11 protein-coding genes are annotated in these 12,455 nt (G+C 70.6%); 4 read left to right on the top strand and 7 right to left on the bottom strand.

Annotation, left to right across the window (positions count from 1 at the left end; genetic code table 11):
- The first annotated feature begins 67 nt into the window (after nucleotides 1–67).
- The gene (locus HUW62_RS40815) at nucleotides 68–589 is read left to right on the top strand and encodes a hypothetical protein (RefSeq protein ID WP_176437499.1); all 522 of its coding nucleotides are present in this window, start codon (nucleotides 68–70) and stop codon (nucleotides 587–589) included.
- 1 nt (nucleotide 590) lies between these two features.
- Here the strand turns inward: HUW62_RS40815 and HUW62_RS40810 are convergent, their stop codons facing one another.
- The 7 genes from HUW62_RS40810 to HUW62_RS40780 form a co-directional block, all read right to left on the bottom strand.
- Nucleotides 591–2,219: a carboxypeptidase-like regulatory domain-containing protein gene (locus HUW62_RS40810; protein WP_176437498.1), complete on the bottom strand. Its 1,629-nt coding sequence runs from the start codon at nucleotides 2,217–2,219 to the stop codon at nucleotides 591–593.
- Nucleotides 2,216–2,803 (bottom strand): hypothetical protein, encoded by a 588-nt coding sequence (locus HUW62_RS40805; RefSeq protein WP_176437497.1) that lies wholly within the window; start codon nucleotides 2,801–2,803, stop codon nucleotides 2,216–2,218. Before HUW62_RS40805 ends, HUW62_RS40810 begins: the two co-directional genes overlap by 4 nt.
- A 22-nt stretch (nucleotides 2,804–2,825) precedes the next feature.
- Nucleotides 2,826–4,718, bottom strand: coding sequence for a sigma 54-interacting transcriptional regulator (locus HUW62_RS40800; RefSeq protein ID WP_163864717.1), 1,893 nt, complete (start codon nucleotides 4,716–4,718; stop codon nucleotides 2,826–2,828).
- Nucleotides 4,719–4,746: 28 nt separating this feature from the next.
- Nucleotides 4,747–5,766 carry a hypothetical protein gene (locus tag HUW62_RS40795; RefSeq protein WP_163864718.1) on the bottom strand — a complete coding sequence of 340 codons (1,020 nt, stop codon included), beginning with the start codon at nucleotides 5,764–5,766 and terminating at the stop codon, nucleotides 4,747–4,749.
- On the bottom strand, nucleotides 5,763–7,853 hold the full coding sequence (locus HUW62_RS40790) for a serine/threonine-protein kinase (RefSeq protein WP_163864719.1): 2,091 nt from the start codon (nucleotides 7,851–7,853) through the stop codon (nucleotides 5,763–5,765). The genes HUW62_RS40795 and HUW62_RS40790 overlap by 4 nt, the downstream gene beginning before the upstream one ends.
- A 30-nt stretch (nucleotides 7,854–7,883) precedes the next feature.
- A complete protein-coding gene (locus HUW62_RS40785; RefSeq protein ID WP_163864720.1) occupies nucleotides 7,884–8,981 on the bottom strand; it encodes a 6-phosphofructokinase in 1,098 nt (365 codons plus the stop codon).
- Nucleotides 8,982–9,122: 141 nt separating this feature from the next.
- Nucleotides 9,123–9,605 carry a hypothetical protein gene (locus HUW62_RS40780; protein WP_163864721.1) on the bottom strand — a complete coding sequence of 161 codons (483 nt, stop codon included), beginning with the start codon at nucleotides 9,603–9,605 and terminating at the stop codon, nucleotides 9,123–9,125.
- A gap of 172 nt (nucleotides 9,606–9,777) precedes the next feature.
- Here HUW62_RS40780 and HUW62_RS40775 point away from each other — a divergent pair, with 172 nt between their 5' ends.
- The 3 genes from HUW62_RS40775 to HUW62_RS40765 form a co-directional block, all read left to right on the top strand.
- Nucleotides 9,778–10,449 carry a hypothetical protein gene (locus HUW62_RS40775; protein ID WP_163864767.1) on the top strand — a complete coding sequence of 224 codons (672 nt, stop codon included), beginning with the start codon at nucleotides 9,778–9,780 and terminating at the stop codon, nucleotides 10,447–10,449.
- A 169-nt stretch (nucleotides 10,450–10,618) separates the two neighbouring features.
- Nucleotides 10,619–11,959: a S1C family serine protease gene (locus HUW62_RS40770; RefSeq protein WP_163864722.1), complete on the top strand. Its 1,341-nt coding sequence runs from the start codon at nucleotides 10,619–10,621 to the stop codon at nucleotides 11,957–11,959.
- The coding region (locus HUW62_RS40765; RefSeq protein WP_176437496.1) for an FHA domain-containing protein at nucleotides 11,947–12,455 on the top strand (509 nt) is incomplete at its 3' end. The genes HUW62_RS40770 and HUW62_RS40765, both read left to right, overlap by 13 nt.

Raw genomic sequence — 12,455 nt, 5'->3', positions numbered from 1 at the left:
CCGTCCGGGTGGGGCTTCACACGGAAGCGTTGCCACGCGGGGTCCAGAGTCATAAGACCTGGACCCCGTGTCCGCTCCCGACCCCCGGAAAGATCCCCGCTTCCGCCGCTATCGTGCCGCCGCGTATGGGATCTACATCGCGCTCACCACGCTCTTCTCGCTGTGGATCATCGTGAACGTGAGCCGCTCGGTGGCGGCCATGACACCGGAGGAGCTGCCCCCCGCTGCCCGCATCCTCAGCTTCCAGGAGTGTCTGGACGGTGCCCGGACCCTCTGGGGCGAGTTGGAGGCGGGGCGCGAGAAGCTGGTGCGCGTGTCGCCCGCGCGGGACACGGACCAGGAATGGATGCGCTTCCGTACGTCCTGGCTGACGCGGCTGCGTGAGCGCGAGTCCGAGTGCGACCTCAAGGCGCGCGAGCGTGCTCCGCTGCGCACCGTGTACCGCCGCCTGGAGGTGGTGCTGGACCTCTACACCACGCACGCGGTGCAGTACGCGGACGAGGTGGGGGGCACGGTGGACTCGTTCCACGCCGCCTTCCAGGCCGCCAGCGCCAGCCCCGCGGCGAAGGCCTCGCAGCAGCAGCCGTGAGTCAGCGCACCGGCAACAGCGCGGTGTAGCGGCCCAGCGTGTCCGTCACGGACTGGGCCAGCAGCACGGAGGAGGGACGGCCCTCCACGTTCACCACCCGATAGAAGCGGATGGACGCGAAGGGCAGGCCCGGAGGCACGCCCGGCTCCCGCGTGGACGACAGCACGCGCCCGCGCAGGGTGCGGCCGCGCTGGAGGGCGAAGGCCGTCACGGGCTGCTCGGCCCCGTCGTCGGTGGGGAGCACCGACACGAAGCGGCTGACGCGGGGCAGGTTCTCTCCCGGCACCACGTCCAGGCGGTACAGCGCGGGGTCCAACCGCAGCACGTATTCGCCGTTGGCGTCGGTGAGCGTCTCCGACGCCAGGTCGGGCGGCAGCAGCCGGCCGGGGACGACGTCCACGGGCTCCACCACCAGCCGCACGCCCGGCGCGGGGGAGCTGTTGTCCGGCTGGAGCAGCCTTCCGCGCACCACGCGCCGGTTGACGCACACCACGTCCGGCAGCACGGTGTCCTCGCGCGGCACCACGGCCGAGGACAGGGTGAGCCCCGAGGCGGACGCAGCCGGCGGCACCACCACCAACTCCAACGGCGACTCCGTGGCGCTGGGCAGCGAGCGCAGCGCGAAGCGGCCCTCGGCGTCCGTCGTCGCCACCGCGCTCTGGAAGCTGCCGCCTCCGCTCACGCGCCCCTGGAGCGACACGGTGGCGGCCACCACGGGCCGGCCGTCCAGGGCGACGACGCGCCCCGACACCCGCACCGGCGCGCCGAAGTCACCCAGCTCCAGCGGGCCGGGCAATGGGGCGCCCGGGCTCACCGGGAAGGTCTGCTGCGGCAGGAGCGCGGCCGCGTCCCGGGCCGTCACGCGCAGGAGCACCGTGGAGGCGCTCGCGGCCTCGGGGGGCAGGGCCAGCGTGAAGGCGCCCGTCGTGGGGTGGACGGCCACGCGCTGCGACAGCGGCTGCAGCTCGATGTCCAACGCCTCCACCGCCAGGTCCGCGCCGGGCGGCGCGCCTCCGGAGCGCGTCACCGTCCCCTGCACGGGCAGCACGCTGTCGGCGGAGGGGAGCAGCCACTCCAGGGCCAGGGCCTCGCCCGGGAACACCGTGCCCGACGTCGTGGCGGGGGGCACCAGCGGGTCCGCGGGCAGCACCGTCACCGCGTACTGGCCGCTGGCCACCGGCAACGTCCACTGCCCGTTGTCCGGCACCAGCGTCGCCTCGTGGTAGCGGGCCACGCCGGGGATGAGGGCGCTCGAGCCGATGGCGCGCACGACCATGGGCTCGGAGTAGGGGCGGGACGGGGTGCTCGACGACGCGGGCGGCACCGTCGAGCGCAGCGTCGTCCCTCGCAGCGAGGCCTTGTCGAACAACTGGAGATTCTGCTCGGCGCGCAGCTTGCCTACCGGGAAGTCCTGCGCGTACTTCCCGAGCGCGGGGTTGGGCGTCACCTCCACGACGATGTCCTGGCCCGGGTCCCCGCAGCCGTCGACGAAGCACACCTCGTTGGCGGCGCAGTCGGCGTCCGAGCGACAGACGAGCAGCGAGTCCCCGGGCTCCTCTTCCAACAGCGCGCAGCCGGTGGCGCAAGCGAGCGCCAGCGCGACGAGCAGCCGCGCGTGGCGGCCCGTCATCGGCAGTCTCCCTGCACCGTGGTCACCACCCACGAGTAGCTGATGACGAACCCCGGGTCGATGATGGAGCCACCGTCGGGCAGGTTCACCACCTGCGACTCCGGCTGGCGGTCCGTCAGCTCCGCGTCGCTCACCAGCGCCTCCACCAGGTGCTGACCCGGCGTGCTCAGCACCGAGTTCGCCGAGGCCAGGTTGATGCGCAGCGTGCCCCGGTCCGGACGGCGGGCCTCGCCGTTGTTCGTCAGGGCAATCTCCCGGTACGGCCCTCGCGGGTCCTGCGGGCTGTAGTCGATGAACCAGTGCACCTTGATGCGGTCATCCACGTCCGGGTCCTCGACGGCGACCTCGAACGTCAGCTCGCACCGGCTCGCGCCGAAGTCCTGGATGATGCGCTCCTGGGGGAGCACCAGCGACTCGATGATGCGCGGCGAGCGGTTCATGAAGCGCGGGGGCTCGTCGAGCAGGGTGTCGTCCTGCGGCAACAGACAGCCGGCGAGCAGGCCCAGGCCCACGGCCAGGACACACGTCGTCCAGCCCTGGCCGGAGCGCGTGTCCCTGACGTGTCGCCGCGTCGTCGTGTCCATCACCAGTGCGTCAGGGGCCGCGTCAGAGCAGCTCGTCGCCCTCCTCGGGGGGCAGGGGCCGGCCGGTCTTCTCCGCTTCCAGCTTCTCCAGGTGGCGGAAGATGGTGCGAGGGTCCACGCCCAGGTCCTTGGCCGTCTTCGTCCGGTTGCCGTTGTTTCGCGCGAGCACTTCGTTGATGTAACGCTTCTGGAATTCTTCCTTGGCCTGGAGCAGCGGCATGATGGGCTCCAGGTTCTCCGGCTTGAGGTCCAGGTCGTCCGGGCCCAGCAGCGGCTTGTCCGACAGCACGACGGCCTTCTTGATGCGGTTCTCCAGCTCGCGGATGTTGCCGGGCCAGCCGTACTTCTTCATGGACACGGCGGCGGACGGGGTGAAGCCCTTGGCCCGGGAGCCGAACTCGCGCGAGTACTTGTGGAGGAAGAACTTGCCCAGCACGACGACGTCCTCGCCGCGCTCGCGCAGGGGCGGCAGCTTCAGGGTGACGACGTTGAGCCGGTAGTACAGGTCCTCGCGGAAGGTGTTCCGCTTCACCTCGTCCTCGAGCACCTTGTTGGTGGCGGCCACGACGCGGATGTCCACCGGCTCGCCCCGGTTGTCGCCGACCTTGTAGACGATCTTCTCCTGGAGCGCCCGCAGGAGCTTCACCTGGAGCTGGAGCGGCATCTCGCCAATCTCGTCCAGGAAGAGGGTTCCGCCGATGGCCGCCTGGAACTTGCCCGCCTTGGTGGCCACCGCGCCGGTGAAGGCGCCCTTCACGTGGCCGAACAGCTCGCTCTCCAGCAGGTTCTCCGGAATGGCGCCGCAGTTGATGGTGATGAACGGGCCCTTCACCCGGGGCGAGCGGCGGTGGAGCTCCCGGGCGATGAGCTCCTTGCCGGTGCCCGTCTCGCCCGTAATCAACACGGAGATGTCCGTGGGGGCGATCTTGTCGATGCGCTTGTACACGTCGCGCATGCCCTGACAGGCGCCGACGATGTCCCCGTAGCGCTGGTCCTCCAGCTTGCGGCGCAGCTCCGTGACGTCGAGCTTGAGGTCGTTGACCAGCATCGCGTTCTGCAGGACGAGTGACGCCTGCGCCGCGAAGATGGTGAGCATGTCCGCGCTCTTGGGCTCGAACCGGTTCACCAGCCGGTCATTGCCCACGTAGATGACGCCGAACAGGTCCCCCTTGTGCATCAGCGGCACGCACATGACGGAGTGCACGCGCAGGTTGACGACGGACTCGCTGGCCTTGAACTCGGGCGCGTCCACCGCGTCCGCGACGATGAGCGGCTTCTGGTCCTTGACCACCTTGGCGATGATGGAGTCGGACAGCTTCTCCACCGCGTCCTCGATGTTCTCCCGGGCCACGTTGCGCGCGACCTTCACGCGCGGGTCCCCGCTCTCCATCAGGATGAGGAAGCCCTTGTCGGCGCGCGTCACCTCGATGGCCTCGTCCATCAGGCTCTCGAGGATGCGGTCCACGTCGTAGAGGGCCAGCAGCCGCTCGCTGAACGCGGTGAGCCGCCGCAGCATGGCCAGCTCGCGGCCGGGCACACCGGGCAGCTCCGTGGTGTGCGAGTCCGCGGTCTCCGGACTGGCCACCGCGTCGCGGTGCGGAGTGAGGGCGGACGGCGGTGGGGCGCGCGGGGCGTCCTCGCGGGCGAACGTCAGCTCGGTGCCGCCCACGCGCACCACGTCCCCGGTGGCGAGGGCGTGCGAGTCGCGCTTCTTGCCGTTGACGTGGAACGTCGCGCCCAGACTGCCGACCTCGTAGCGCGTGCCGTCGAACGTGACGTGCAGGCCGCTGTCGGGCACGGCGGAGTCCTCGAGCGGGATGTCGTTGTCGGGACCCCGGCCGATGCTGGTGATGCGCTTGTGCAGGGCGACCGCGCGGACCTTGCCATCAGGACTGCGGACGGTGAGGCTGGCCATAGGGCTTCACGTACCTGGAGAAAAGGGCTCAGAAGGAGAGGGTGAGTCCGGCGCCGAGTCCGCCGGAGGTGGGGTACAGCCCCAACCGCGCGGTGGGGCGGGGCGCGGCCGCGCGGGGCTGGAGATGGAGCTGTGACTCCGAGCGGGGCGCATTGGAGGAGGGCGTGTCGCGCGTCTCCACCGAGGTGCGTACCACCTGATCCTCGTGGTGGTACAGCGCGTCCACCACGCCCAGCGCATAGATGGTGTAGAAGCCGGCGGCCGAGGCCAGCTTGAGCAACTGCCACGTGTCCCGCTGGCGCTCGCGGTTGGTGGGGATGTAGCGGATGGTGATGGACGCCCTGCCATCTTCGTCGAGCACGTTGTCCAGCTCGATGGGGCGCTCCTCGAAGAGCGACTCGTAGGCGAAGTAGGAGATGATGCTCGTCACCGCGAGCACACCCTCGGTGGCGGCGAAGACGATGCCCAGGCTGTTGCGGCCCTGCTGGAACTGGCCCGCGCCGAACGGGACGAAGTTGACCAGGAAGTTGCGCTTCTCCACGGTGCGGACGGTGACCTGACCGGCCAGCTCCTCGGCCCGGCGACGGAGCACTTCGGCCTCCAGGCGCTCGCGCTCGCGACGCTCTGTCTCCGCCTTCTCGCGCTCCTGGCGAAGCCGGCGCTCCTGGCGGAGGAACTCCAGCTCGTTGGTCATGCCGTCCTTGATGCTCTCCATGAATGCCACGGCCGGAGGCGGGACGACGAACGGGTCCAGGCTGAAGTCCGGGTCCAACCGGAGCAGGGCGCGCAGGTGGCGCGAGGCTTCCTCGGTGCGCCCCAGGTTGAAGGCGGCGAGCCCGGCCAGCTTGTGCAGCTCCACCAGCTCGTCCTCGTTGAGCCCGCCCCGGTCGACCCGGGCGCCCGCGCGGTCCAGGACCTCGGCGTACTTGCCGTACTCGAAGCTGGCGCGCAGGGCGGCGACCTCCGGGTCCCCGCTCTCCTGCGCGAGCGAGGCGGGCGGGGTCCACAACACGAGCCAGAGCGAGATGAGCGCGAACCTTCGAGTCATTCGGGAAGCAGGCTCCCGTGAAGGCGTTGGGGCTCGCCGGGCCGCAGCTGCACCACGTGCCGCTCCGTCTTGAAGCCGGGGTGGGAGATCTCCACCGTGACGGTGTGCTTGAATCCCGCGGGTCCTCGCGGTCCGCGAATCACGAGCGGCTCCAGGAGGGTGTCGCGCGCGGAGCGCACCAGGTCTCCCACGCGCACGGTGGCCTCGCCGGGCTCGAACTCGACGGACAGCGGCACCGACCTGGGCTGGGCGCGCAGGTGGAACTGCCGCTCCCCCTCGGGCTGGACGTCGATGGTCTCCACCACGTCCTCGCAGAAGGCGCAGGAGATGGTGATGTCGTGGGTGCCCGGACTCAGCTCCACGTCGTGTACCGCGCGGGCCTCGGCGCTGGGCGGGCCGTCGTCCACGCGGATGATGCCGAAGGGGCGCACGAGGATGGACACGATGAACTTCTTCGACGCGGACTTCCGGCCAGCGACGCGGTCCTCTCCGGGACCTCCCGTGAGGGAGTGGGTGTCATCCCCGGAGCCTCCCGTCGGACGCGCCGTGCTCGCGCGGGACAGGCTTCCACCCGGAGCGGGGGACTGCGTGTCGGGGCGACCGGCGACCGTGCCTGGCGTCTCGCGTGAAGTCACCGCGCTCCCCGTCCGCGAGTCGGTCGGCGGAGCGGGGCGGGTGTTCGGCGGGAGGGCCGAAGCCACGGAGCCGACGCCAACGGGCTTGCGAGGGTCCGCGCCCGCGTTCTTCACGCCAGGGCCTTGTCCCTCGCTCTCCGTGCTTCCGGAGCCGAGGCCCGTCTCTCCGGCGCCGCGGTTCGTGCCCTCGCCGCCGCGTCCGGCCGAGTCGTCGGGAGCCTGGGGGCCGCTGGTGTTCACGCCCTCGCCCTCCGTGGGACGTTCGGAGGAACTCTCGGGGTCGACGGGGGCCGCGTCCGCGCGTGAGTGGTACGCCTTGTAGCCGCCGATGCTCACGGCCGTGGCGGTGAGCAGTCCCACCGCGAACCGGATGCCGCGCCGCCGCCAGGTCTTCACGCGCTGGGCGCGCTGGAGGCTCCTGAGCAGTCCGAGCGCGCGAGCGTTCTGCGCGTCCAGCGCCAGCACCTGGTTGAGACAGCCGAGCGCGCGCGGCGTGCGCTTCTCCGCGAGCAGCCGCTCCCCACGCTCCAGCAACCCGGCGACGATGCGCTGTCGCGCCAGCTTCCGGTACGACGGCGGGTCGGCGAAGAACGACACCAACTCCTCGCCCACGCGCGAGAAGCCCAGGCCCGCCAGGTAGTCCGCCAGCGCGTCACGCAGCTTGCCCGCGTCCGGGTAGCGCTGCTGGGGGTCTCTCTGGAGACACCGCGCGCAGATGTCCGCCAGTTCGTCCGACAGCGCCGGGACGCGGCGGCGCGGATCCTCGTAGTCACCGTCGAGGATGCGCTTGAGCGTGGCCGTGGTGTTGGGCGCGGAGAAGGGCAGCCGGCCCGTCATGGCCGCGTAGAACATGATGCCCACGCTGAAGACGTCGGCCTCGGGGCCGGCCTCCAGACCCTCGATGATCTCCGGGGACATGTGTGCCGGCGAGCCCACGAGCGTGCCCGTCACCGTCATCCGCTCCTCGATATCGAGCAGCCGGGCGATGCCGAAGTCCATGAGCTTGAGGAGGCCGTCCTCGCGCACCATGACGTTCTCGGGCTTGAGGTCGCGGTGGATGACGCCGGCCTCGTGGGCGTGCGCGAGGGCCGCTGCCAGCTCGTGGATGACCATCGCCGCGAGCTCCGGCGGATCCAACGGGCCTTCGTCCAGGACCGTCTTCAGTGTCTGGCCCCGGATGTACTCGGTGACGATGAACGCGTCCTGCGCGTCCGCGGCGGAGAAGTCGAACACCTCCAGGATGTTGGGGTGGTGGAGCTTCGCCACGGCGCGGGCCTCGCGGGCCAGTCGCCTCCGCGACTCGTCCTTGCCGGCCAGATGCGGGTGCAGCACCTTCACCGCGACTTCACGGTCCAGGGCGGTGTCGAGCCCTTTGTACACGACGCTCATGCCCCCCGAGCCGAGTTGCTCGAGGATGCGATAACGACCGATATGGCGGCCGACGAGCGTCATGACGTGCGGCGGTACGTGCCTCCCCCTCCCTTAGTCCCCGAAGCTGATGCCCATGCTCTTGGCGAAGCGCACCAGCTCGCCGGATGGGTCCACCCGGCGCTCCTTTCGCGACTCGCTCAGCGGTACCGCGACCAGCTGTCCGGCGCGCAGGGCCACCATGTGGTCCCACTGTCCGTCACGCACCAGGTCCAGCACTCCACAACCATATCGCGTGGCCAGCACGCGGTCCGCCGCGCTCGGACTGCCTCCTCGCTGGAGATGGCCCAGCACATTCACCCGAATCTCCGCCTCGATGTGCTGCGCCAGCAGATCCGCGCACACCTTGCCGGAGCCGCCCAGCCGCACCACGCCCCTTCCGGGCATGTCCTCCGCCTTGTCCAGCACGGCCAGCGTGCCGCCCACGGGGAAGGCGCCCTCGGAGATGGCGATGATGGAGAAGCTTCGGCGGCGGGTGGCGCGGCGACGCAGCTTCTCGACGATGGCATCCACCCGGTACGGAATCTCCGGGATGAGGATGACGTCCGCCCCGCCCGCGAGGCCGCTCTCCAGCGTCAGGAAGCCCGCATGGCGGCCCATGATCTCCACCAGCATGATGCGATCATGCGACTCGGCGGTGGAGTGCAGCCTGTCCAGCGCCTCCGTGACGATGAGGCGCGCGGTGTCGAAGCCGAACGTCTGATCCGTCCCGCTCAAGTCGTTGTCGATGGTCTTCGGACAGCCGACCACCTTGAGGCCCTTCTCGCTCAGCCGGTGGCCAATCGACAGCGTGCCGTCGCCGCCCACCGCGATGACCCCGTCGAGCTTCAGCGCCTCGCAGCGGCGCAGCACCGCGTCCGACACGTCGCGCTCGATCCAGCGCTCGCCCTCACGGAAGGCGTAGAGGAACGGGTTGGCGCGGTTGGACGTGCCGAGGATGGTGCCGCCCTTGGGGAGGATGCCTCGCGTGTCCTCCTCGGTGAGGGGACGCGTGAGGTCTGGCTCCACCAGCCCCATGTAGCCGTTCTCGATGCCCACGAACTCATGGCCGAACTCATGCGTGCCCCGCTTGACGAGGCCACGGATGAGCGCGTTGAGCCCGGGGCAGTCTCCGCCACCGGTGAGGACTCCGAGTCTCAGGGAACGGGCCATAGGGGTCGGACGCGGGTGTCAGAGGGGGGGTGGCCCACCATGACAGGGACGTCGGACCTGATGATAGGAGGCCCTGGAGCCGGGGTGCAACGCGCGAATCAAATCGGAGTTCGGATTTCCGAGTGGAAACGCGAGCTTCCATCAGTCCCGCTTGAGGCGGCGACGCGATGCGACCCGGTCCAGGAGCGCCTGGAGTCGGGGTTGCGGGGACTTGGGGAGCGCCTTGTCTGTGGGGGACTGTATGGGCATCTCCCTCGCCATGTGGAAGACCTCCAGCAGCCGCTCCTTGAAGAGCTCGTTGTCCGGGCGCTCCTGGAGGGCGCGGCGGTAGGCGGCGGCGGCCCCCACGTAGTCCCCGAGGGCGAACAGGCGCTCACCCTCCTGGGCGGGTGAGGAGGGACCGAGCGGGACGTCCGGCTCCTCGGGCGGTCGGATGGCTTCCAACGTCTGGAGTTCCAGGGGGAGGAGGGACTCGCGCACGTTGGCGAGCTTGTCGGCGAGCGAGGCGTCATCCGGAAAGGCGTGGGTGAGCGTCTCGTAGAGGTCGACCGCCTCGACGAGCTCGCCACGACGCAGGGCTCGGTCGGCGCGTGCCTCCATCTCCACCCGGGCTGCAGGAGTCATCTGGGCACGAGGTTACCCGCGCCGCCGGGGGATGTCACAACGAAGGCATGCGAGCGGTGACTTCGTCGCGCCCAGGGGACTGGGAGGGTCACGGGGTATCCGTGGGTTCGTCGTTTCTCGGGACCCCTGACATCGCCTGCGGACGTGACGCGCGAGGCCTATGCTCGCTCGCGTGAATCTCGCGTGGATGGCTGGAGGCTGGTTGCTGCTGTCGGGCGCGCTCGGCTCCGAGCTGCGCCGGGACGGTTACGTGCTGCGACCGCCGGAGAGCTTCCACATGGTGCGGTGGGAGCCGTATTCGGGTTCGGTGGCGGGGGCGGTGTCGCTCGATGCGGAGGCGACGCGGAGCCTGTCCGCGGCGCTGGCGGATGGGGAGGGGCCCGAGGCGGCGACGATGCTCGTGTCCGTGGTGGAGCGGAGCTTCTCCGCGAGTCCTTCCGAGCGAGATGACTTCGCGTCGGCGGTGATGCAGCACTTCCAGCGGGAGCTGGGCGTGACGCTGTCGCCGGAGCGCGTGGACCGCATCGGTGGAGTCGTTCCTCGCGTGGAGGTGCTGGGCACGCTGAGGGATTCGGGACAGGTCCGCACGGTGCTCGTGGCGGGGCTCGCGTCCGAGGGCCGGCACGCGGTGGTGGTGGTGAGCGCGCCGGCGGTGCGCTGGGAGTCGCTGGCCCCGGGCGTGCGCGCGTCGCTGGACACGTTCCGACTGGAGGCCACGACGGCGCCGGGTGTGGTACCGCGCCGGGTGCTGGGCGCGCTCGCGGGCGCACTCGCTGGCGCGCTGGTGGCGTCGTACGCGGCCTGGCGCCGGATGCGAGCGGGGCGGGGCACCTCCGAGGCGTGAGGCGGCCCACCTCCTCCGCGAGGCACCTTCGGCGGGGCGGAACCTGGCCGCTTGCGGGCATGCCGCCGACAGGGCAGGTGAGGCGGCGAGCGCACGCGGGCCCCGCGCCAGCAGCCTCGAACGACTCTGTGCCCACGCGCGCGGTGCTGGGATAGCGTGCGCGCCATCCATGTTCGTCCTCTTCCTCGTCGCCGTGCTGGGGCAGGCGCCGTCGGTCGCTCCCTCGGAACCGGGTGTGCTGGCTCCCGTCCAAAGCGAACCCGACACCGCGCCCGTCCCCGCGCCCGAGTCTCCACCGGCCGTGCTGCCTCCGGCCACTCACGAGCTGTTCCAGCGCATCCAGAACCGCGTCGCCCAGGTGCGAATCATCGAGCGGCGCTCCGGTACGCGCTCGTCCATCGGCTCGGCCTTCTTCGTCTCGGCCAACGGACACGCCATCACCAACTACCACGTGGTCTCCGACGTGGTGCTCCACCCGGAGGACTACACCGCGGAGCTCGTCCTGCGCACCGGCGGCGAGCCCGTTCCGGCGCGACTGGTGGACGTGGACGTCGTGCATGACCTGGCCGTCATCCGGATGGACGACGCGGTGAAGGAGTTCATCGCCCTGGAAGACCGCGAGCCGCCGCAGGGCGCGCGCCTGTACGCCATGGGCAATCCCCACGACCTGGGGACCACCATCGTCGAGGGCACCTACAACGGCTTCATCCAGGACTCGCTCTACGAGCGCATCCACTTCAGCGGCGCCATCAACCCCGGCATGAGCGGTGGACCCACGCTCACGGGGCAGGGGCGCGTGGTGGGCGTCAACGTCGCCACCATGGGCAACCAGCTCGGCTTCCTCGTCCCGGTGAAGCACGCGAGCGCGCTCCTGACTCGGGCGCTGGAGGCGAAGCAGGACGACGCGCCCAGCCTGGTGGACCGCGTGCGCGCGCAGCTCCTGGAGAACCAGCAGCGCCTCACCGAGCAGATGCTCGCGGCGCCGGTGCCCAAGCAGAAGCTGGGCGCCTACCAGGTCCCGGGCCGGTGGATTCCCTTCCTCAAGTGCTGGGGCGACACGCCGCATGACCCGGAGGCGCCGTACACGGTGACGAACTACCAGTGCTCCTCGGAGGAGGACATCTACCTGTCCTCGCATCACCGCACGGGCGTGGTGGCCTTCCTGCACCAGCAGGCCTCCAGCCAGAAGCTGGGCGCGCTGCGCTTCTCCTCGTTGTACAGCGCGCTGTACGCGCAGGACCCGGACACGGTGGAGGCCTCGCGCGAGGACGTCACCAACTTCCGCTGCGCCACGGAGTTCGTGGACGTGGAGGGCCTGCCCGTGCGCGCCGCGATGTGCCTGCGCGCCTACAAGCGCTTCCCGGGCCTCTATGACCTGGTGCTGCGCGCCGCCGCGCTCAACGCCAGCACCAGCGGAGTCGACACCAGCCTCACCCTGGGCGGCTTCACGGCGGACAACGCGCGCAAGCTGGCGCGCCGCTACCTGGAGGGGCTGTCATGGACGAAATGATCTTCCTGGAGGTGCTGGAAGGCGATTCCGTCCACGAGCGCCACCGCCTGGAGCGCTTCCCGGCGACGATTGGCCGGGCGTACTCGAACGACGTCATCCTCGACGACCCCAAGGTCTCCCCCGAGCACCTGCGAATCGAACGACGCGAGGACGGCGCGCTCATGGTGCGCGACGTGGGCAGCCACAACGGCACCTGGCGCGTGGACCCCTGGGCTCGGCTCGCGGAGCTGGAGCTGGCGCCCGACACGCGCGTGGCCGTGGGTGACACCGTGCTGCGCTTCCGGCGCAGGGACCACGCGGTGCCCGGCACCGTCATCACCGCGCCCGTCGCTCCCAAGGAGCGCGTGTTCGAGCACGCCCGCGCCTTCCCGGTGGCGATGCTGGCGCTGCTGTTCGTCAGCTCGCTGGAGACGCACCTGGGCAACTACGGCCGAACGGACTGGGGCGAGCTGACCGTGGCGGTGGTGACGCCGCTCACCCTGACGCTGCTGTGGGC

The sequence above is a fragment of the Myxococcus sp. AM011 genome, assembly GCF_013372595.1.
In the GTDB taxonomy this organism is placed as follows: Bacteria; Myxococcota; Myxococcia; order Myxococcales; family Myxococcaceae; genus Myxococcus; species Myxococcus eversor.
This window is presented reverse-complemented; position numbering and strand designations above follow the sequence as displayed.